Source organism: Rhizobium sp. SG2393 (genome assembly GCF_042610495.1).
Taxonomy (GTDB): Bacteria; Pseudomonadota; Alphaproteobacteria; order Rhizobiales; family Rhizobiaceae; genus RU20A.
The window spans coordinates 475,425-495,461 of record NZ_JBHGAP010000001.1 but is presented as its reverse complement, the minus strand read 5'-3'; the positions used below and the strand labels follow the sequence as shown (position 1 = coordinate 495,461).

Sequence of the window (20,037 nt, the reverse complement as noted above, 5' to 3'; positions counted from 1 at the left end):
CCTCTTTCCGGAAGGACGCCGCGCCGGTGCCGATGATCGGCGCAGTCCTTCCACTACCTGTTCCTGTCGCGCATGCAGGGATCAGAGAACCCGCAGCGCGGCGCGACTCCTGCCCCATTCTTGCGCCGTTGACAGGCATGCGGCAAGGGTCACGCCGTCAACGGCTCGAAACGTGCTTAAGGAAGACCGTCAACGACGACAGTGCAGGAGCATGCCCCACCCTACCAGCGGCCACTGCGCGCGGTCCGCCACATCCACCATTGCCGCCGCCACTGGGATGGGAGCGGGCTCTCCGTCAAAAGCCGGTGGCCAGCCTTCTCGGCCCGGTCCAGCACGTGGGCGATCGGACCAAGGACGGCAAAGGCGGCGCGATTGGCGGCACTGACTGTGCCGGCCGACCGGCGGCTGGCGGCCAGATGATCGCGTCCCAAGGCAACGAAGGCACGGATCGCCGTATCGATCGCCGACGGGTCATCGGCTGCGAGAAGGCGGTCGCGGTCAAGACCGATGGCTTCCAGCAGATCGGCCGGCAGGAAGACCTGCCCGCGGGCGCGGTGTTGCGGCAGAAGCAGCAGCGCGCCGGCAATCGCCTGTGCCACTCCGCCATGGCCGGCGGCATCCGATGAGGCTCCGGCGCCCTTGGGATCGAGGATCAGGCAGGCAAGCTGGATCAGCGCCGAGGCGGTCTCGCCGGCATAGGCCTCGAAGGTGGCGCGATTGCCCATGGGATCGTCGTAGAGATCGAAGACACGCGCGTCGATCATCGCGTGCAGGGCCGGCAGAGGCAGCGCGTGGCGGGCGATTGCGGCCCTCAGGGCATCGGCGATCGGGTGGCCCGTGCGCGTGCCCTCGGGACCATCGATGGCATCGCGCCACCACTGCAGGCGGATTTCGCCGGCCATGGGTTCGCGCACCACATCGCGCAGCCGGGCGATCTCGGCATTGAAGGCGTAGAGGGCGGCGAGATCGGCGCGATGGCCGGCGGGCGCCAGCAGGCAGGCGAGATACCGGTCCCGATCGAGATCGCGCAGCTCTGCCAGCATGTCGTCGCCGGCAACGGCCACCTTTGCGTCAGGCCCGCTCATACGGCGATCAGCGCGGCAGCGACGGCGCGCGATTCGGCGAGCATGACGTTGTAGGTGCGCACGGCGGCACCCGTGCTCATCGGGTCGGACGAGATCCCGGAGCCCTTGAGGACATCCTTCAGCGGCAGGGGCAGGCGACGCAGATCCTTGCCCGTACCGACCAGAAGAACCTCGATGTCGCGCGCCTCGTCGATCACGCGGCGGAAACGCTCGACGCCGAGCGGATCACCCTCCTCCGCCTCCCAGGCATAGATGCCCGACGGCAGAAGCAGGATGGAACCGCGATGCGACATGTCGGCAAAGCGGAAGCCGCCATTTCCATAGGCATCGATCGGTGCCCTGCCGGGAAAATGCGCCGCTTTCATTTCAATTCCGCTGGGCATTCGGGGTCAGGCCTTTCGCGTCTCGGTCGCGCTGTCCTTCGACCGGAGGCCGAAGAAGATCAGTGCGGGGCCGGCAACGTAGATGGAGGAGAAAGTGGCGACGGCAATGCCGAACAGCATGGTCAGCGCAAAGGTGCGGATGACCTCGCCGCCAAAGAGGAAGAGGGCCGCCAGCGCGATCAGCGTCGTGGCCGAGGTCAGCACGGTGCGCGACAGCGTCTGGTTGATGGAAGCGTCAATCAGCACCGGCAGCGGCATTTTAGGGAAGCGTTTCAGGTTTTCACGGATACGGTCATAGACGACCATCGTGTCGTTCAGCGAATAGCCGACGACCGTCAGGAGAGCCGCAACGCTGCCAATGCCGAATTCCATGCCGGTCAGCGCGAAGAGGCCGAGGATCAACGCAATGTCATGCAGGGTTGCGATCAGCGCGCCGGCCGCGAACTGCCAGCGGTACCGCACCCAGATGAAGGCCAGCAGCGCCGCAAGCGAGGCGACGATGCCGAGGGTTGCGGCGCGGGCCGTATCCAGCGAGGCCGAGGGCGCGATGACATCGATGCGGCGGAAATCATAGGCATCTTCCAGCTCGCCGCGCACCAGAATCAGCGAGCTCTGCTCCGCCTCCGGTCCGGCCTGCTGGGAGGGAATGCGTACGCGCGCGCCGGTCGCGCCGCCGCTTTCGCGCACGTCGATCGCGCCGAGATTGAGGCCCGCAAGCCTGTCCCTGATATCTTCGAGATCGGCATTGCCCTTCTTGGCGCGCAGTTCGATGATCGAACCGCCGCGGAAATCGGCGCCGAGATTGATGCCGTAGATCGAAGCGGCCGCGAAACTCGCGAAGGCGAGGACGGCGAGCGTGCCGAAGACCTGCCGGCGCAGCGACATGAAATGCAGGTGGATGCGGTCAAAGACGCGGGTGCGCAGGCCGGCGCGCAGTTCGCGTCCCGTGCCGTTGACGGCGACCCACAGTTCCACCAGCCAGCGGCTGAACAGGAAGGCCGAAAACAGGGTGGTGAAGAGACCGATGATCATGGTGGCCGCAAAGCCGCGCACCGCGCCCGTCATCAGTTCCAATACGATGAGGCCGGCCGCCAGCATGACGATCGCGGCATCGCGCACTGTCCGGAAGGCCCGGCCGAAGCCGCGGCGTACCGATTCGGCAAAGGTCGCACCGGCCTTCATTTCATCGCGCAGGCGCTCGTAGATCAGCACATTGGCATCCACACTCATGCCGACGGTCAGTACCAGGCCAGCAATGCCCGGCAGGGTCAGGGGAATGCCGAGAAGCGCCAGCAGGCTCAGCACCAGCGCGAGATTGGCAATAAGCGCCACGGAGGCGATGGCGCCGAGCACGCCGAAGAAGCCGATCATGAAGAGGGCGACGGCGATAATGGCGAAGATCGCCGACAGGAGGCCTGCGTCCATTGAATCGGCGCCGAGGCCGGGCGCGACCGTCCGCTGCTCGATAATGGTCAGCGGCGATGGCAGCGGGCCTGCGCGCGCCAGTGCGGCGAGATTGTCGACGCCTTCGAAGGCAAAGCCGCCGGAAAGCGTGAAGGCGTCTGCCTTGATGGCCTGCGGCAGATCGACGGCGGCGATCACGCCATTGTCGAGCACGAGCACAGCACGCTGCGTTCCCGCAGCCGCGGCATCGGCGAAGCGCTTGATCGCGGCCGGGGACAGGCTGAGAATGAGGGTCGGCTCGTTGTTTGCGGGATCGAGAACCGCGCGGGCATCGGTGATATCGGCCTCAGCCGCCAGCGGCTCGGCGGCGACGCGATAGGCAACGGGTGTCTCGTCCAGCGAGAAGAGCTGTTCGGAGCCGGCTGGCGCGGCCTGGGTGCCATCGGCATTCTGGCTGACGGGCAGCACGGCGCGGATCGAAAGGGCGCCGACCTGATCGAACATCAGACGCAGCCGCTCCGGGTCCGTCTCGCCGCTCAGATGCACCGTTACCTCGCCGCGCCGGCCGATGGCGATCTCGGGGATACCGAGGCCGGCTTCGGCAAAGCGCCGCTTCAGGGCTGCCGCGATATCGTCGAGCAGCGCGCGCGACGTCTTGCTCGCGTCCGGCGCACCGATGGCGAGCGTCAGGACGGCGGGATCGCCAGTCGCGGTCTGCGGCGGGGTGAGCGTGACGGGAAGCGCCGCTGCATCAAAGGCCTTGCGCAGCCGCTCGGAGGCCTCGCCCATCCGGGCCGGATCCTCGAGCGTCAGCAGCAGACCGTCATTGCTTTCGGCGAGATCGGCATAGGCGATGCCGGCATCATCGAGGGTCTTGGCGGTGAGGTCGATGACGGTGCGGCGCGTGCGATCGATGACGGCGCTGTCGTCCACCTTGACAACAACGCGGTTGCCGCCCTCGAGATCGATGCCGAGCGTCAGCGGACGTTCCGTCAGGATGGCGGGCAGACCGGCGCGGCCGGAGGGCGACAGGAAGGCGGGCAGCGCAAACAGAAAGCCCGCGATGACCACGAGAAGGATCAGCGCGCTCTTCCACCAGGAGAGAAATGGCATGGTCGGTCCGCCCGTTTGCATGGTTACGGCCGAACCGGGCATCCCCGCCCCTGTCGGCCTGCCGCCGGAAGTCTCAGAGAGCAGCGCCGCCCTGTCAATGCCGCACAGTCGGCGGCCGGGCAGCGGGAGGCGGAAGGGCCGTCGGACGCCTTCCGCCGTAGGGGCTTATTCCTTGACCGGCTCGCCCTTGACGCGGACTTCGGAGATGCCGCCACGCACGACGCGGATCTTCACGCCCTCGGCGATTTCGACTTCGAGTTCGTTATCGTCGATGACCTTCGTGACCTTGCCGACGATGCCGCCGCCGGTGACGACCTGATCGCCGCGGCGGATGTTCTTCAGAAGCTCCTCGCGGCGCTTCATCTGGGCGCGCTGCGGACGGATGATCAGGAAGTACATGACCACGAAGATCAGCAGGAAGGGGAGAACCGACATCAGGATATCGATACCGCCAGCGGCAGGAGCCGGTGCAGCGGTCTGCGCGAAGGCCTCGGTAATGAACATTCAAAACTCCATGATTCTCGAAAGGGCGGGCAGGATGAGCGACCGCCGATATATAGGAAGCGGCAAACCCCGTGCAACGTACTCAACGCCTTACGCGCCTCGCCTGTCGCCTGCCCTGCCCGGTTCTTTCTGCCTCTGACATGAAAAGAGGTGGCCGAGAAGTCTTTTCTGGCCGGAGCCGTCCTTTTCGCTGCCCTTTCCCCATGCTAGCCCAAGGCCCGCAGGCTTGGGAACGGAGGCGGAAATGGCACTTGCCGACACGAAAATCGACACGTTGATCGCGGAAGTGCGGCGCCTCTCGGATGCGCTGGAGCGACTGGCCGGGCCGAAGCCCGCCGATAACGATTTCGTCAACGCGGACTGTTTCGTCTGGTCCGCGCCCCGCCTGCATCTTGTGCCGGTCCCGCGTCCCAACCGGATCGAACTTTCGCTGATCCAGGGCGTCGATCACGTGCGCGATATTCTCTTCGACAACACCGACCGTTTCGCCGCCGGCTTTCCCGCCAACAACGTGCTGCTCTGGGGCGCGCGCGGCATGGGCAAGTCCTCGCTGGTGAAGTCCGTGCATGCGGCCGTGACGGAGACGGTGGACCACCGGCTGAAGCTCGTGGAGGTGCACCGCGAGGACATTGCCAGCCTGCCGGCCCTGATGGAGATCCTCAAAGCGGCTGACGAGCGCTTCATCGTCTTTTGCGACGATCTTTCCTTCGACCATGACGACACCGCCTACAAGTCGCTGAAGGCGGTGCTGGACGGCGGCATCGAGGGGCGGCCGGACAATGTGCTGCTCTATGCCACCTCCAACCGCCGGCACCTTCTGCCGCGGCACATGATGGAGAACGAGCAGTCCACGGCGATCAATCCGTCCGAAGCGGTGGAGGAGAAGGTGTCGCTCTCGGATCGCTTCGGCCTCTGGCTGGGCTTCTACAAGTGCAGCCAGGATGACTATCTGAAGATGATCGACGCCTATGCGGAGCGCTTCAAGCTGGCCGACGATCCGCTGACCCTGCATGCCGAAGCGCTGGAATGGGCGACAACGCGCGGCTCGCGTTCGGGGCGCGTCGCCTGGCAATATATCCAGGATCTCGCCGGCCGGCGCCGGGTGGCGCTTTCCTGAAACGCAAAGGGCGGCCCAGCGGCCGCCCCGGATCTGTCGTCTGCCGCGTAGCGACCACCCTATTCGAGGAAGGTGGTCGGGTTGACGGCGGTGGCGTTCTTGCGCACCTCGAAGTGAACCTGCGGCTGCGTGGCCTTGCCGGTCATGCCGGAGGAGGCGAGCGTCTGGCCACGCTGCACCTTCTGGCCGCGCTGCACCTTCAGTTCGGACGCATTGCCGTAGACGGTGACCGTCCCGTCGTCGTGGCGGACGAGAACGGCATTGCCGAGTTCCTTCAGGCTGCTGCCGGAGTAGATGACCACGCCGTTTTCGGCAGCCTTGATCGGCGTCCCCTCGGGTACGGAGATGTTGATGCCGTCATTGCGGTTGCCATCGACATTGGCGCCGTAGCCGGCGATCACCGCGCCGCGCACCGGCCAGCGGTACTTGTCGATGCCGGTGCCCTTCGGCGAAGCTTCCGTCACGTCGGACTTTTCTTCCGCTTCGGTGACACTCTGCTTCGGCTCGACCTTGGCGACTTCGACCGGTTTCTGCTGCTGGGCAGCCGGCTTTTGATCGGCGACGACCTTCTGCTGGCCAGCCGGAACGGTCGCGGTCTTCATCGGGTCGGGCTTGGCCGTATCGGCCTTCGTTTCGTTCTTGGCAACGACCGTGCCGGCGCCCGGAATGGCGAGCTTCTGACCGATGCGGATCGAGGCGTTGTCGAGACCATTTGCCTGCTTCAAGGCGTCGACGCTGATGCCGTGGGCCTTGGCGATCTTGTTGAGCGAATCGCCGGGCTTGACCTCGTAGCCGCCCTCGCCGGACGTGCCGGCATTCTGCTTGCCGGCTGCAACGTCCGTGCGGCCGCCGTTCTTGTCGCGCTGCTGCGACTGGCCGGGCAGGATCGCGACGTCACGCTGACCGGCCGGCAGCGGCGACGGCTTCTGCTTGTTGATATCGAGCGCCGTTGCCTGATCGGAGGCGGACGCCTTGGCGGCGCTTCCGGGCACGCCGAAGGTCGGCACTACGATGCGCTGGCCGGGTTCGATGGCAGACGCCGTCTTCAGCCCGTTCGCCTTCATCAGCTCCTTTTCCGGAACACCGAAGCGGCGCGCGATCGAAGCAACCGTGTCGCCCTGGCGAACCATGACGGACGGAGCGCCAGCCGTCGTCCAGCCGCTCTTCGACCCGCCCGTCGTCACCGGATCGGGCGTTGCCTGCTTGGCCTGTTCGGCAAGCGTATGGCGCGCAGCCGGCATTGGCTGCGCAAGGCTTTCCTGACGCGTCGATGTGACCGAGGAGGAAGACGGGTCGGCGAGCGCCACACGCTGGACGCTCACCGGCGTCGAGGCCATGCGCGCACCGGAGACCGGCGTCGTCGCGGTATTGACGGGATCATAACCCTGCTGCGGAACCGGATCCGGGAACGGCTGGTTCAGCGCCTCATTGCGCGCCATCTGCTGCTGCGGCGCGGCGTAGGAGCCGGCACCCGCCACATCCTCGGCCGGGATCGGCGCATTGCCACCACGGCCCGGAATGGACGCGGTGGTCATCGCATCGGGGCGGGAAAAGATGCCGCTGAAGCGCGACGTATCGGAACTGCAGCCGGCGGCGGAGCCTGCCAGAAGGACGGCCGCACAAAGGCGGATCAAAGACTTGGATGCAGTCGAAGAAACACGATGACGCATGACGCTTACCCACAAGGAACGCAACTTCATGGGATTTATTAAAACGCATTAGAGTTACCGCGCCGTTAAGGCGCAGCGCCGCTCAGGATTTTTTTGGCGTTTTGATAACCATGCCGGCAACGGTGTGGCGGCGCGATGCGCTTCCTGCTGGACGGTCGCGCGTCCTTGCGATGCTCAGAAGGTCTCGGAATAGAGCTTTACGAATTCCGAGACCCCGCTGCCCTTCTCGTTCGGATCAGCAAGGGTGATGCGCGTCGTATCCCAGGCGCGATAGGTGCCATCATCGTCGTTGCTGACGGGCGTCACCGTGTCATCCAGCGTCTTTTCGCTGTCGAGCATGACGCTGACGAGGCGGTGGAATTCCGGCTCGACGACCGAGCCGCTTTCGTCACTGTATTCGAAGGACCGCAGCCCGGCGACGGCGGCCTCGCGGGTACCGAAGTAACGCAGGCTATTCTGGTCCTCGCTGCGCAGCGAATCGTAATATTCGATGAAGGCACGGTAATAGGCCCTGTAGTCGCCGGTCTCTCCGAAGCGTCCGAAGGCCTGGTGCTCGCGGCGCGCCAGTTGCGGGGTCAGCACGTTGGACCACTCCTCGCGGGTCAGGGGCGGCTGGCGCTCGGCGGTGCGGCGGGTGCGGCTCAGATAGAGCAGCGCGTCAGCCGAAAGCTGGATGCGGCTCGGCGTTTCCAGATAGGCATTGGCGGCGGCAACGGCAGCGGCAGTCGTATCAGCCACGGCCGCGACTGGTGCCGGCTGTGCCTGACGACCGGATGGGTTACCGCGACCGTCGGCTGCCGTATTCGGGATCAATCTGCCATCGACCTGCATGAGCCTGCCTCACCATCTGACCGGAAAGCTCTGCGGCGCCCGGCGTCCTGACTTCAAGACTTTCCAGCATCATGGGTTGCGCCGCAAAGCTTGCGCGAGGCTGACCATTCCTAACAAAAGGTTAACGCGTTGAATTTCAGAAAGAAATGAAATGCAGGGATGCGCTGCGGCCTGCGCCGGCGTCCTGTCGGCCCGCAGGCCCGGCACGGAATCAGGATGAAAAGCGATCAAAGGAAGGCGGCGAGCTTCGGTACGATCGGCAGGTAGGGCGCGTCGAAGAGGTCTTCCCGGTCGAAACGGCTGCCGGTGCGCGAGAGCCGCACCATGCGGCAGGTGGTTTCCGACAGCATGATCGGCAGGATCAGCATGCCGCCGGAGACGATATGCTCGGAATAGACGCGCGGCAGGCTGTCGAAGGCGGCCGTGACGAGGATGCGATCGAAGGTCCCCTCGCCCAGAAGACCCGCGCTGCCATCGCCGTGGCGGGCCACGACGTTGCGGATACCGAGGCGGTCGAGGTTCTTCTGCGCGCCGTTGACCAGCGTGCGGTAACGGTCGATGGTCAGCACGCGCTCGACGATGCGAGCCATGACCGCGGCGGTAAAGCCGCTGCCCGTGCCGACTTCCAGCACCCGCTGGCCGGGTTTCAGGTTCAGCGCGTTGAGAAGTTTTACGGTGAAATCGAGGCCTTCCATGAAGGCCCCGCAATCAAGCGGCAGGGTACGCGAGGAATAGGCATCGGCCTGGAACTGGGAGAGCACGAATTCGCTGCGCGGGGTCTGCTCGACCGCATTGAGAAGCGCGGCCGAAGCAATGCCCTCTGCCCTCAGACGCAGCAGCAGAGAAGCCATGCCTTCCTGAACGGCGACCCGCTGCGGCATCAGGCGTCTTCACCTTCCAGGAGCGCGCGGGCGACCCTATCCTGAACCGCGTAATCGGTGAGGTCGAGTTTCAGCGGCGTGACCGAGATCTTCTTGTCGCGCACGACCTGGATGTCCGTGCCGGCGCGGAAATCGCCGATGCGTTCGCCAAAGCGTAGCCAGAAATACGGGTGGCCCCGGCCATCGGAGCGTTCGTCGATGGTCAGGCCGAAATCGAGCTTGCCCTGGCTTGTCACTTCCGTGCCCTTCACATCCTCGGGAAGGCAATCCGGGAAATTGAGGTTCAGGAAGGTCCAGTCGGGCAGTTCGATCTTCATCAGCTTGCGGATCAGCGCCGGCGCATGGGTTTCGGCCACCTCCCACGGAACCGGGCGCATGGTGCCGTGGCCGTAGGCCTGGCTGAGCGCAAAGGAGCGAACCCCTTGCAGCGTACCTTCGATGGCGCCGGCAACGGTGCCGGAATAGGTCACGTCATCGGCCATGTTGGCGCCGACATTGACGCCGGAGAGGACGAGATCGGGCGCGCGGTCCAGCACCTTGCGGATGCCCATGATGACGCAGTCGGTCGGCGTGCCGCGCAGCGCGAAGCGCTTGTCGTCGATCTGGCGCAGGCGCAGCGGTTCCGACAGCGTGAGCGAATGGGCAAGGCCGCTCTGGTCCGTCTCCGGCGCGACGATCCAGACATCGTCCGAAAGCGCCCGGGCAATGCGCTCGAGAACAGCCAGCCCTTCCGCGTGAATGCCGTCGTCATTGGTCAGAAGGATGCGCATGCCGCTTGCTCCTCAGGCTGCCTTTTCGATCCGGGTCAGGCCGCCCATGTAGGGCAGAAGAACATCCGGAATGGAGACGGAGCCGTCCTCGTTCAGGTAGTTTTCAAGCACGGCAATCAGGCACCGGCCGACAGCCGTGCCGGAGCCGTTCAGCGTGTGAACGAACTTCGTCGCCTTCTCGCCCTTGCCGCGATAGCGGGCATCCATGCGCCGCGCCTGGAAATCGCCGCAGACCGAGCAGGAGGAAATTTCACGGTAGGTATTCTGCCCCGGCAGCCAGACTTCGAGGTCGTAGGTCTTGCGCGAGCCGAAGCCCATGTCGCCCGTGCAGAGCGTCATGGTGCGGAAATGCAGGCCGAGGCGCTTAAGCACCTCTTCGGCGCAGGCGGTCATGCGCTCGTGTTCGGCAATCGAGCTTTCGGCATCGGTGATGGAGACGAGTTCGCACTTCCAAAACTGATGCTGGCGCAGCATGCCGCGCGTGTCGCGACCGGCCGATCCCGCTTCCGAGCGGAAGGACGGCGTCAGTGCAGTGAAGCGCAGCGGCAGCTTTTCCTGCTCGAGAATTTCCCCGGCGACCAGATTGGTCAGCGTCACCTCGGCCGTCGGGATGAGGTAGCGGCCATCGGTGGTCTTGAAGAGGTCTTCCTCGAACTTCGGGAGATTGCCCGTGCCATAGAGCGTCTCGGCCCGCACCATCAGCGGCGAGGAGACTTCCGTATAGCCGTGCTCTCCGGTGTGCAGATCGATCATGAACTGGCCGAGCGCGCGCTCCAGACGCGCAATCTGGCTCGTGAGCACGGTAAAGCGCGAGCCGGAAAGTTTGGCGGCGCGATCGAAATCCATGTAGCCCAGCGCTTCGCCGATCTCGAAATGCTCCTTGGCCGGATGGCTCCAGCGCGGCTTTTCGCCGACAACGCGGGCGATGACATTGCCCGTCTCGTCCTTGCCGACGGGGACGTCGTCATGGGGAATGTTGGGGATGCGGGCCAGAATATCGTTCAGTTCCGCTTCGAGCGTCCGGCTTTCCTCTTCCAGCGCCGGGAGCGTGGTCTTGAGGTCGGCGACCTCGGCCTTCAGGCTTTCGGCCAGCTCGGAATTCTTCGCGGCCATGGCGGCGCCGATTTCCTTGGAGGCGCTGTTGCGGCGCGACTGCTTGTCCTGAAGCTCCTGGAGGATGGCGCGGCGGCGCTCGTCCAGCGCAATCAGGCTTGCAGCCTGCGGCGCGGCACCGCGCTTGGCGAGCGCCGCATCCAGCGCGTCGGCGTTGTCACGGATCCATTTGATGTCGAGCATGATCGTTCCAGACGGTTCTTGGCCGGGCCCGCAAGGCCGTTTCCGGGCGCTACGGCGCGAACGGCGACCTGCCGGCTACGACATGAAAAAGCGATGCGGCATCCGCCGGGGTCGTGGCCGGATCAGGTCTCGGCCAGCTCCCGCGCGGCCGCTTCCTCTTCCCGCTTACGCTCCACGAGTCGGGCGGTGTAGATGGAAATCTCGTAGAGAATGAGCGCTGGCAGCGCAAGACCGATCTGGGAGACCGGATCCGGCGGGGTCAGCACGGCAGCGACGATGAAGGCGATGACGATCGCGTATTTGCGCTTTTCCCTGAGTGTTTGGCTGGTCAGGAAGCCGGTACGGGCGAGAAGCGTGGTGATGACCGGAAGCTGGAAGACCAGGCCGAAGGCAAAGACCAGTGACATGATCAGGCTCAGATACTCCGAGACCTTCGGCAGCAGCTGGATCGCAACCTGCCCTTCGCCGCCGCCCTGCTCCATGGACAGGAAGAACCACATGACCATCGGCGTGAAGAAGAAATAGACGAGCGCCGCGCCGAGCAGGAAAAGCAGCGGAGAGGCCACCAGAAACGGCAGGAAGGCGGCGCGCTCGTTCTTGTAGAGGCCGGGCGCCACGAACTTGTAGACCTGGGTCGCGATCATCGGGAAGGCGATGACGAGGGCGCCGAACATGGCGACCTTGATCTGCGTGAAGAAGAATTCCTGCGGCGCCGTGTAGATCAGTTCCACATTGCGGTGGCTGAGGCCTGCCCAATGCACAGCCCACTTGAAAGGCTGCACCAGCACGTTGAAGAGCTGCTTGGCGAAATAGAAGCACACGAGAAAGGCGACGAAGAAGGCGCCGACCGCCCAGATCAGGCGGGCACGCAACTCGATCAGGTGCTCGATAAGCGGCTGCGGCTTGTCGTCGATATCGCCGCTCATGCCTCATCTCCTGTCGTCGTCTTTGTCTTGCGGGGGGCACGCGGCTTTTTCACCGGCGGCTCTGCTAGGGACACCGTCTCGGCCGCGGGCTCGGCGACGGCCTTCTTTCGGCTGCGCGGTTTCTCTGCCTTCGGCTCGGCTTCCTTGGCGAGCTTGACGCTCTTGCGGCCGGCCTTGACCGGCTTGTCAGCGTCAGCCGTACCGGAAGCGATCGCAGCCGCCTCCGCCTCATCCAGGCGCTTCAACTGTTTTTCGGCAGACGCGCGTGCGGCGGCGGCGACCGTCTCGACCTTGGCGGGCTCACCCTTGATGGAGGGCGCGGCAGGCTTTGCAGCCTCGGCGGGCGCGCTGGTCGAGATTGCACCGGATGACAGCGGCATCGGATCGGAATGCAGCGTCTCTCCGACCGGCACTTCCGGCAGACCGAGACCCGCAGCAACGCTATCGGTTGTCAGGGCCTCAGGAGCAGCGGCAGGGGTTGCCGTCGGCGCAGCGGCCGGCGTGGTCGGACGCGCGGCGTTCTGCAGATCGTTGCGGATATCCTGTCCGGCCTGGCGCAGCGGGTTGATGGCCTCGCGAATGGCGTTGGCTGGATTGAGGCGCCGGGCATCGTCGATCGTCTTCTTGACGTCATCGAGTTCGGCTTCGCGCAGGGCCTCATCGAACTGCTGGCGGAAATCCGATGCCATGCCGCGCAGCTTGGTCGTCATTCGACCGAAGGCACGCAACATGGGCGGCAGGTCTTTCGGCCCGACCACCACGATAAGCACGATGGCAATCACAACCAGCTCGGTCCAGCCGATATCCAGCATGTCGAAGCATTCCTTGCGCGACGGCGGCCACCCGCGAGACGGGGTGGCCTATCCGTGAACCAAGACGAAGATCAGCGAACTTCGTCGGACTTGTGTTCCACGGTCTTGGCGTCCACGCCGGCCTGCGGGGTGGCGTCGTCGTCGTTCATGCCCTTCTTGAAGTTCTTGATGCCCTTGGCAACGTCGCCCATCAGTTCCGGAATCTTGCCACGGCCGAAAAGAAGCAGAACGACGACCAGAACGATCAGCCAGTGCCAGATGCTAAAGGAACCCATTACCTTATCTCCCAGTCAGGACCTTCACCCATATGGGGCGATCCCTGTTCCAATTACCAGTCGCTACGCGCCTGAATTCAACGATATTTCCAGCCTAGCGCATCGCCGCGAAGATCGAAATCGATTTTCACTGCGCGCGCTGCGCAGATTCAAGACGTTAGACCGTCATGCGGGCGTCCGGAAGGATGCATGTCGCTCTATGCGGTCACATTTGCTTTTTCAAACAGCAATATGTCCCTGTCGTCAACGGAAAGCGTAACCTCTCTCAGTCCCTGGGGCAGATCATCGGCGCGCACGCGGGCGCGAACGGGAGTCTCCGAGCCCGGAACGGCGAAATTAAGGAGTTCCACGACACCCAGGAAGCGACGTGACAAAATGCGCGCGGGAATGGCTCCGCCGCGCTCGCTGACGGTCACGCTCGACAGCCGCACCGCCGCCGACAGGGGAACACCCTCGGCAAAGCCGGGAGCCTGGACGGTGCCCAGCGGCGTTTCGACGCGCCCTCCCCTGACGACGCAATCGAACTCGTTGATCTCGGAAAAGAAGCCGGCGGCAAACAGGCTCTTCGGCTGGCGATAGAGCTCGTCGGCGGTGCCATGCTGGATCAGCCGCCCGTCCTTCAGAAGCGCGATTCGATCGCCCATGCGCATCGCTTCCTCCGCATCATGGGTGACAACGATTGCGGTGGCCCGAGTCTCACGCAGGATGGCGAGCGTATCGGCGCGGATCGTGTCCTTGAGGCGGGAGTCGAGCCCGGAGAAGGGCTCGTCCATCAGCAGCACGGCCGGACGCGGCGCAAGCGCACGGGCCAGCGCCACGCGCTGCTGTTCGCCGCCGGAGAGCACATGCGGGTAGCGATCGCCATAATGGGAAAGGCCCACGCGCTCCAGCGCCGCATCGGCTTCCGCAAGTGCAGCGGTCCGCGACATGGCGGTGAGACCGTAGCGGACATTGTCGCGGATCGTCAGATGCGGGAAAAGCGCAAAATCCTGGAACATCAGCCCCACGCCGCGTCGTTCCGGCGGCACGAAGACCTCGGGACCGGCAATCTCGAGCCCGTTCAGCCGAACGCGGCCGGCGGACTGGGCCTCGATGCCGGCGGCAATTCTCAGAAGCGTTGTCTTGCCCGAGCCCGAGGGACCGAGCAGGCACAACACCTCGCCGGCCTCGGCCGTCAACGATACGCCGCGAATCGTCTCGCGCTGGCCGTAGCGATGGTGGATGTCCTCGAACTCGAAGCGGCCGGCAAAGGTCACCCCGGCGGTACGTCGTGCCCGTGCGGTCTGCGCCCTTTGTGTTTCTGCCACCATCCCGACCTGCTACCCCGATTGCGCCACCAACGCCTGCCGGCCGTTTCGGGTCAGCAGAGTGGCAAAACAAGACACATTCAATCAGGTATGGTCTTCTGCCTCTTCCCCGCGCGGTGTCAAGAGGCCGAGTTCCTCAAGATCGAGCTGGGTAATGGGGTCTTCGTCCTCGGTGAGGTCGTCGTCGCGGGGCGACGGGATGGAGAGTGTCGGGGGAATGCGGCCGGAGAGCAGCCCTGCCCCTTTCAGCTCTTCCAGGCCTGGCAGATCACGAATTTCCTCCAGGCCGAAATGATCGAGAAAATCGCGCGTGGTGCCGAAGGTGACCGGACGGCCGGGTGTACGACGCCGGCCGCGAAAGCGCACCCAGCCGGCCTCCAGCAGCACGTCGAGCGTGCCCTTGGAGGTCTGGACGCCCCTGATGTCCTCGATTTCCGCACGGGTCACGGGCTGGTGGTAGGCGATGATGGCGAGCACTTCGAGGGCGGCCCGGGAGAGCTTGCGCACCTCACCTTCGTCGCGGCGCAGCTGGAAGCTCAGATCGGCGGCGGTCCGGAAGGCCCAGCAGTCTGCGACCTGGACGAGGTTGACGCCGCGGGAGGCGTAGCGCGCCTTCAGCCGCGCCATGATGTCGGGAACGATGACGCCCTTGGGCAGCCGATCGGCCAGGAAGCCTTCCGTCACCGGCTCGGCGGAGGCGAAGACCAAAGCCTCGGCAATGCGTTCGGCTTCGCTCAGCATGGCCTCGCGCACCGTCTCGGCGGCCGTCATGGCCTCGGTGTCGTCCTGCTCCATCGTCTCACTCATCGGCGGTTTCCAGCGCGGCGATTTCCGCAGGCGTCATCGGCCGCGGCCCCGTCTTCAGATAGATCGGCGCAAAGGCATCAGCCTGGCGGATTTCCAGGCGGCCTTCACGCACCAGTTCAAGCGTCGCGGCAAAAGAGCTGGCGAGCGCCGTTGCGCGCTGGCGCGGATCGGTGAGGTAACGCAGGAGATAGCTGTCGAGCGCCACCCAGTCGTGGCTCTCGCCGAGCAACCGGGCGAGCACGAGACGGGCGGAGGCGAGCGACCAGACCTGCCGCTTCTCGATGGTCACCTGGGTGATCGCCTGGCGCTGGCGCAGGCCTGCATAGGCCGAGAGCAGATCGTAGAGCGAGGCATCGAAGGCCTGCACGCGTTCGACCGGCACATGCTCGGGCGCGCCACGGGCAAAGATGTCCCGTCCCAGCCGGTTGCGGTTGACGAGACGGGCAGCCGCGTCGCGCATCGCTTCGAGCCGCTTCAGGCGGAAGGCAAGCGCCGAGGCCAGTTCCTCCCCCGACGGACCGTCATCCTTCGCCTGCTGCGGGATCAGCAGGCGCGATTTCAGGAAAGCCAGCCAGGCGGCCATGACGAGGTAATCGGCCGCAAGCTCGAGGCGGATGCTGCGGGCCTGTTCCACGAAGGCCAGATACTGCTCGGCAAGCGCCAGAACCGAGATACGGGCGAGATCGACCTTCTGGTTGCGGGCGAGATGCAGGAGAAGATCGAGCGGGCCTTCGAAGCCGGCGATATCGACCACCAGCGCTTCGTCCACCGTGTCGACGTCAGCTTCCGGAGACCAGAAGCTGTCCATCGGCGCTGCTGTCGCGGATCGCTTCTGCCCGTCTGACGCCGCCATGCCGCCTGCCCCCTGTTTCTGCCCATCGGATGAATGTGCCTCTTCATCCGATACGCCGAGTTTCAGGCGATGGGAAGAAGCGCGGCAAACTCGGCGCGCAAGGCGTCTTCATCGCTGTCGTCGGCCGGCCTGAAGGCGGCAAGGGCGGCATCGGCGCGACGCTTGCTGTCGCCGGAAAGCTCCGGTGCGGCGGCGGCCACCTGCACCATCTCCTCCATGATGCCATGGCAATGCAAGACCATGTCGAGGCCGGCCGCGTAGATGTCGCGCGCACGTTCGCCGATCGTGCCGGCCAGCGCATTCATGGAGACATCGTCGGACATCAGAAGGCCATCGAAGCCGATGAGGCCGCGGATGATCTCGCGAACCACCACCGGCGAGGTTGTCGCGGGGCGCTCGGGGTCAATGGCCGTGAAGAGGAGATGTGCAGACATGCCCATCTTCTCGTCCTTCATGGCGATGAACGGTCGGAAATCGGACTGTGCGAGAACATCGATCCCGACCTCGACCACCGGCAGTTTGTGGTGCGAATCGACCATCGTCCGCCCATGGCCCGGCATATGCTTCATGACCGGCATCATGCCGCCCGCCTTGAGGCCTTCCGCAGCGGCGCGTCCGAGCGCGATCACATCATCCGCGCTGGTGCCGTAGGAGCGGTTGCCGATGACGTCGTGGCCGCCTTCCACAATAACATCGAGCACCGGCAGGCAATCGACGGAAATGCCGAAACGGGTCAGATCGAAAGCATGCAGGCGCGACATCAGCCAGGCGGCGCGCAAGCCCTTCTCGTGATCCTGCCGGTAGAGCGCGCCAATCGAGGCTGCGTTCGGGTAGGCTGCGGCGATCGGTGGGCGGATGCGCTGCACGCGGCCGCCTTCCTGGTCAATCAGGACCGGGGCATCGGGCCGGCCAATGCTGTCGCGCAGCGCGGCGACAAGGTCGGAAATCTGAGAGGCCTCGCCGATGTTCCGGCCAAAGAGAATGAAACCCCACGGCCGCTCGTCGCGGTAGAAGGCGATTTCGTCTGCAGTGAGCGTCAGGCCTTTGCAGCCCGAGATGAAGGCTTTCGATTCGGTCATGCTGAAACCATAGGAAATGGCGCGTCTGCGCGAAAGATGGACGGGCGGCCCCCGGCCCGCGATCAGGCGCGGATCGGACACCGGATAAGAAAAGGGCGCCGTGTGGCGCCCTCATCGGTTGTCTGGCTGGCCCCTCAGCGGGTGACGAGGCAGCTGCCGCCGGCGCTCTTGTAGCGGGCGCAGAGCTGGTTGGCTTCTTCCTTCGAGCCGACCGGCACGCGGACGCGGTAGAAGGTGCCCTTGCCCTGAATGTCGGCGCGCTTGATATCGACGCCGCGGCCGCCAATCACGCTGCCGAACTTGGACGACAGGTTGTTGTAGGTCTTCTGGGCATCCGCTTCGCTCGGAACCGACGCGATCTGGATCACGTAAGTGCCGGGTGCAACCGTGGCGTTGGCTGCGGCAGCCGTCGCGGACTGCGACGGTGTTGCGGCGGCGACCTGCTGCTCGGCGGCGGCTGTCGGACGCAGATTGCCGTTCTCCGTCACGGTCCCGACGACATTGACGGGCTGCTCGGCCGGACGCATCTGCGGCACCGGCGTGTTGACAGGCGTGTCGACAACGGGGGTGGTGGTCGCGGCCGGCGCTGTTGCGGCTGCCTGCGTTGCAGCGGCGTCCGTTGCGGCGGTATCCGTTGCGTTGGGGGTCGCGGCCGTGGTCGTTGCTGCATCGCCGGTCGTCGGCTGAGCCAGGGCGACTTCGGCGCCTGTGGTGGCCGGGGTCGTCGCAGTGGCGGCGGGCTGGGTTGCGAGCGCAGGCGTCGCAGGCTCGGCGACGGTTTCCTCGCGGGCGACCAGCGTTCCGTCAGGCTTGACGATCATGGTGCGGACCTTGCGGGGTGCCACAGCCGGGCTCTGCTCGTCCTTGGCAACGTCGGTCGGGGCCTGCCCTTCCGGCAGGAGGCGGCTGTCGGCACCATCCGGAGCGGCATCGGCCGTTGCGGCTCCACCATCCTCTTCGTCGGGCAGCGGCAGGGTCTCGGGCGTCAGCGTACGCTGCACGACATCGAGCGGCTCTTCCTTGGTCGAGACCAGCGCGTCCTGGCGCGGTGCTTCGTCCTGCGTACCGGCGACGCGATCGTAGACGGCCTTGTCCTGGTTCGGGACGGTCTTGCCGCCCTTTTCCTCCGGAACGACCTTGACCGGATCCTTGTCTGCGAGGATCACCTTCGGGCCTTCCGCCGTCAGGGCAGCATCGCTGCCACCCATCCAGGCATAGACACCGACACCGCCGAGGAGCAGCAGGATGGCTGCGGCCGCCGCATAGATCGGCAGTCGCGACCGCTCCTTCTCCACGTGAAGCGGCGCAACGTCCGAATCCGTCTCGAAGCTGAAGGCATCGCCGCGCTGGGGGGCCTGGCCAAACTGTGCACGCTGGGCCTCGAAGGCACGGCGCAAATCTTCATCGATCTGGAGATCGAGGGAAGTAGCTGCGGGCGTGGCCTTGGCGAAGGGGGCAAAAGCCGCCGTCGCTTCGATCGCCTCGCTGCCAGTCGCGGCGCGGCTGACCGGTGCGGACTGATGCTCGGCAAAGAGCTGCGCCATCTCCGCGTCGAGATCGAGATCGAAATCGACATGCTGCGGGACAACGGGTGCCGGCTCCTCGTGCACGGGAAGCGCCGGTACATCCATTTCCGCAATGGGAGCGGGGTGCTCGTCTGTCTCGGCAATCATCGAGGGATCGAACGGAAGCTGCTCGTCGAGCGTCTCTTCCGGAACGAAAGGCTCGGCGAATGCGGCAGGCTCCTCGCGGCGCGGTTCCTGCACCACGTCCGGGCGGTCCTGCGAAACCACGGACGCATCGAACCCGTCGAGCGGCTCATCCAGGCTGTCGAAATCGAACTGGATGGCCGAGAGTTCCTGCTCGAAATTCGCCAGATCGAAATCAGGCTCCGCCTCGGAAGCCGAGGTCGGCGCAACATCCGGCTCGGGCAGTGATGGCGCGAAGGCTTCCGCTGCGACCGGGGCAGCCAGAGGAGCGGCAGCGGCTGCCAAAGGAGCCCGCGGCGTCTCGACCGGCATTTCCGCCGGTGCCGGTGTCGCATAGGAGCGCGCTCCGCTCGCGCCGGCAACGGGCGTCGCGCGGCTGAAGACGGGGGTGAAAGGATAGTTCTGCTTGCGACCGGGCTGAGCAGGCTCGGCCTGGACCGGAGCCGCAGCAGAGGCGCGCACCGGCGCCGGCGGCACCGGGAAGCGGGCCACGTCGGCAAGAAGCTTGTCGACTTCGCTGATATCAGGCTCTGCGCTTGCCGCAGGAGACGGCGGCGCAACAACCTCGGGGCGGGCAGCCGTGAACGAGATCGGCTGCTCGAAACTCGGCTCGACACGGCTTGCGACTGGCGCACCCTCAACCGGCACGGACCGGCGCTGCTCCGCAGGCGCGACCGCGACGGGCTCCGGCTCGGCATCGATGGCGACATCATCAAAGACCGACATGTCGAAGGCCGGCGCGTTGAAGACGGGCTCTTCGTCGAAAGCCGGCGACGCCGTCGTTTCGGCACGCATCGAAAGCTCGAGTTCACGGGCAAGATCGAAGACATCGGACGGATCTGCCGTCGGTGCCGGCGCAGCCGCAAGCTCGGGCTCAGCAATGAAGGCCGGTGCCGGTGCGAAAGACGGCTCCGCACGCGCGGCCACCGGTGCATGCGACGGCTCAACAACCGGCGCCGGGGATTCGTCCCCGGCATAGCGATCGAACTCGCGAAGCAGCTCCTCCTCCAGATTGAAGGGCGGATCGATCTTCACGGTTTCCTGATGGCGCTTGAGTTCCTTCAGCGTTTCCACGGCAGGGCGCGCATCGTAACCGACAATCCGCGCCAGCTCGCTCAAGGGATCATCCTCAGCGAGCGCCGCGAACTTGTCGGCTTCATTCCGGGCGAACTGTTTTTCTGCCATGCTGCTCCACTCACAACTCGCGTCTACTGA

At 65.3% G+C, this 20,037-nt stretch carries 18 protein-coding genes; 1 reads left to right on the top strand and 17 read right to left on the bottom strand.

What is annotated here, in order from left to right:
* Positions 1 to 221 precede the first annotated feature (221 nt).
* The 4 genes from ACED18_RS02375 to yajC all read right to left on the bottom strand — a co-directional run bounded on the left by ACED18_RS02375 (position 222) and on the right by yajC (position 4,489).
* The gene (locus ACED18_RS02375; protein ID WP_377288634.1) at positions 222 to 1,085 is read right to left on the bottom strand and encodes a phytoene/squalene synthase family protein; all 864 of its coding nucleotides are present in this window, start codon (positions 1,083 to 1,085) and stop codon (positions 222 to 224) included.
* Positions 1,082 to 1,468 carry an Mth938-like domain-containing protein gene (locus ACED18_RS02370; RefSeq protein WP_377288632.1) on the bottom strand — a complete coding sequence of 129 codons (387 nt, stop codon included), beginning with the start codon at positions 1,466 to 1,468 and terminating at the stop codon, positions 1,082 to 1,084. The genes ACED18_RS02375 and ACED18_RS02370 overlap by 4 nt, the downstream gene beginning before the upstream one ends.
* Before the next feature lie 6 nt (positions 1,469 to 1,474).
* Complete coding sequence (secD, locus tag ACED18_RS02365) at positions 1,475 to 3,985, bottom strand: protein translocase subunit SecD (RefSeq protein ID WP_377288630.1); 2,511 nt, start codon at positions 3,983 to 3,985, stop codon at positions 1,475 to 1,477.
* A gap of 165 nt (positions 3,986 to 4,150) precedes the next feature.
* Entirely contained in the window at positions 4,151 to 4,489 is a 339-nt protein-coding gene (gene yajC, locus ACED18_RS02360) for a preprotein translocase subunit YajC (RefSeq protein WP_377288628.1), read from the bottom strand.
* A 244-nt stretch (positions 4,490 to 4,733) separates the two neighbouring features.
* On the opposite strand from yajC, the gene ACED18_RS02355 reads away from it, so the two are divergent.
* Positions 4,734 to 5,606, top strand: coding sequence for an ATP-binding protein (locus tag ACED18_RS02355; RefSeq protein ID WP_377288626.1), 873 nt, complete (start codon positions 4,734 to 4,736; stop codon positions 5,604 to 5,606).
* A 59-nt stretch (positions 5,607 to 5,665) separates the two neighbouring features.
* Here the strand turns inward: ACED18_RS02355 and ACED18_RS02350 are convergent, their stop codons facing one another.
* The 13 genes from ACED18_RS02350 to ACED18_RS02290 form a co-directional block, all read right to left on the bottom strand.
* A complete protein-coding gene (locus ACED18_RS02350) occupies positions 5,666 to 7,276 on the bottom strand; it encodes a LysM peptidoglycan-binding domain-containing protein (protein WP_377288624.1) in 1,611 nt (536 codons plus the stop codon).
* A gap of 174 nt (positions 7,277 to 7,450) precedes the next feature.
* The gene (locus ACED18_RS02345) at positions 7,451 to 8,014 is read right to left on the bottom strand and encodes a biotin biosynthesis protein BioC (protein ID WP_377288622.1); all 564 of its coding nucleotides are present in this window, start codon (positions 8,012 to 8,014) and stop codon (positions 7,451 to 7,453) included.
* Between the two features lie 320 nt (positions 8,015 to 8,334).
* A complete protein-coding gene (locus tag ACED18_RS02340; protein ID WP_377288620.1) occupies positions 8,335 to 8,988 on the bottom strand; it encodes a protein-L-isoaspartate(D-aspartate) O-methyltransferase in 654 nt (217 codons plus the stop codon).
* On the bottom strand, positions 8,988 to 9,758 hold the full coding sequence (surE, locus tag ACED18_RS02335; protein ID WP_377288618.1) for a 5'/3'-nucleotidase SurE: 771 nt from the start codon (positions 9,756 to 9,758) through the stop codon (positions 8,988 to 8,990). The genes ACED18_RS02340 and surE overlap by 1 nt, the downstream gene beginning before the upstream one ends.
* Before the next feature lie 12 nt (positions 9,759 to 9,770).
* Entirely contained in the window at positions 9,771 to 11,054 is a 1,284-nt protein-coding gene (serS, locus tag ACED18_RS02330) for a serine--tRNA ligase (RefSeq protein WP_377288616.1), read from the bottom strand.
* Positions 11,055 to 11,176: 122 nt separating this feature from the next.
* Entirely contained in the window at positions 11,177 to 11,980 is an 804-nt protein-coding gene (tatC, locus tag ACED18_RS02325) for a twin-arginine translocase subunit TatC (protein WP_377288614.1), read from the bottom strand.
* Complete coding sequence (gene tatB, locus ACED18_RS02320) at positions 11,977 to 12,792, bottom strand: Sec-independent protein translocase protein TatB (RefSeq protein WP_377288612.1); 816 nt, start codon at positions 12,790 to 12,792, stop codon at positions 11,977 to 11,979. The genes tatC and tatB overlap by 4 nt, the downstream gene beginning before the upstream one ends.
* 71 nt (positions 12,793 to 12,863) lie before the next feature.
* Positions 12,864 to 13,067: a twin-arginine translocase TatA/TatE family subunit gene (locus tag ACED18_RS02315; RefSeq protein ID WP_377288610.1), complete on the bottom strand. Its 204-nt coding sequence runs from the start codon at positions 13,065 to 13,067 to the stop codon at positions 12,864 to 12,866.
* Between the two features lie 197 nt (positions 13,068 to 13,264).
* Complete coding sequence (locus ACED18_RS02310; protein ID WP_377288608.1) at positions 13,265 to 14,377, bottom strand: ABC transporter ATP-binding protein; 1,113 nt, start codon at positions 14,375 to 14,377, stop codon at positions 13,265 to 13,267.
* Between the two features lie 81 nt (positions 14,378 to 14,458).
* Positions 14,459 to 15,145: an SMC-Scp complex subunit ScpB gene (gene scpB / locus ACED18_RS02305; protein WP_377290981.1), complete on the bottom strand. Its 687-nt coding sequence runs from the start codon at positions 15,143 to 15,145 to the stop codon at positions 14,459 to 14,461.
* Between the two features lie 28 nt (positions 15,146 to 15,173).
* Positions 15,174 to 16,034: a segregation and condensation protein A gene (locus tag ACED18_RS02300; protein WP_377288606.1), complete on the bottom strand. Its 861-nt coding sequence runs from the start codon at positions 16,032 to 16,034 to the stop codon at positions 15,174 to 15,176.
* A 62-nt stretch (positions 16,035 to 16,096) separates the two neighbouring features.
* On the bottom strand, positions 16,097 to 17,113 hold the full coding sequence (gene nagZ / locus ACED18_RS02295) for a beta-N-acetylhexosaminidase (RefSeq protein WP_377288604.1): 1,017 nt from the start codon (positions 17,111 to 17,113) through the stop codon (positions 16,097 to 16,099).
* Positions 17,114 to 17,247: 134 nt separating this feature from the next.
* The gene (locus ACED18_RS02290; RefSeq protein WP_377288602.1) at positions 17,248 to 20,007 is read right to left on the bottom strand and encodes an SPOR domain-containing protein; all 2,760 of its coding nucleotides are present in this window, start codon (positions 20,005 to 20,007) and stop codon (positions 17,248 to 17,250) included.
* Positions 20,008 to 20,037 lie beyond the last annotated feature (30 nt).

Excerpts from the sequence above, each read along its gene's own strand:
- ACED18_RS02375 (WP_377288634.1), bottom strand. The coding sequence starts at position 1,085 with ATGAGCGGGCCTGACGCAAAGGTGGCCGTTGCCGGCGACGACATGCTG.
- ACED18_RS02370 (WP_377288632.1), bottom strand. The coding sequence starts at position 1,468 with ATGCCCAGCGGAATTGAAATGAAAGCGGCGCATTTTCCCGGCAGGGCA.
- secD (WP_377288630.1), bottom strand. The coding sequence starts at position 3,985 with ATGCCATTTCTCTCCTGGTGGAAGAGCGCGCTGATCCTTCTCGTGGTC.
- yajC (WP_377288628.1), bottom strand. The coding sequence starts at position 4,489 with ATGTTCATTACCGAGGCCTTCGCGCAGACCGCTGCACCGGCTCCTGCC.
- ACED18_RS02355 (WP_377288626.1), top strand. The coding sequence starts at position 4,734 with ATGGCACTTGCCGACACGAAAATCGACACGTTGATCGCGGAAGTGCGG.
- ACED18_RS02350 (WP_377288624.1), bottom strand. The coding sequence starts at position 7,276 with ATGCGTCATCGTGTTTCTTCGACTGCATCCAAGTCTTTGATCCGCCTT.
- ACED18_RS02340 (WP_377288620.1), bottom strand. The coding sequence starts at position 8,988 with ATGCCGCAGCGGGTCGCCGTTCAGGAAGGCATGGCTTCTCTGCTGCTG.
- surE (WP_377288618.1), bottom strand. The coding sequence starts at position 9,758 with ATGCGCATCCTTCTGACCAATGACGACGGCATTCACGCGGAAGGGCTG.
- serS (WP_377288616.1), bottom strand. The coding sequence starts at position 11,054 with ATGCTCGACATCAAATGGATCCGTGACAACGCCGACGCGCTGGATGCG.
- tatC (WP_377288614.1), bottom strand. The coding sequence starts at position 11,980 with ATGAGCGGCGATATCGACGACAAGCCGCAGCCGCTTATCGAGCACCTG.
- tatB (WP_377288612.1), bottom strand. The coding sequence starts at position 12,792 with ATGCTGGATATCGGCTGGACCGAGCTGGTTGTGATTGCCATCGTGCTT.
- ACED18_RS02315 (WP_377288610.1), bottom strand. The coding sequence starts at position 13,067 with ATGGGTTCCTTTAGCATCTGGCACTGGCTGATCGTTCTGGTCGTCGTT.
- ACED18_RS02310 (WP_377288608.1), bottom strand. The coding sequence starts at position 14,377 with ATGGTGGCAGAAACACAAAGGGCGCAGACCGCACGGGCACGACGTACC.
- scpB (WP_377290981.1), bottom strand. The coding sequence starts at position 15,145 with ATGACGGCCGCCGAGACGGTGCGCGAGGCCATGCTGAGCGAAGCCGAA.
- ACED18_RS02300 (WP_377288606.1), bottom strand. The coding sequence starts at position 16,034 with ATGGCGGCGTCAGACGGGCAGAAGCGATCCGCGACAGCAGCGCCGATG.
- nagZ (WP_377288604.1), bottom strand. The coding sequence starts at position 17,113 with ATGACCGAATCGAAAGCCTTCATCTCGGGCTGCAAAGGCCTGACGCTC.
- ACED18_RS02290 (WP_377288602.1), bottom strand. The coding sequence starts at position 20,007 with ATGGCAGAAAAACAGTTCGCCCGGAATGAAGCCGACAAGTTCGCGGCG.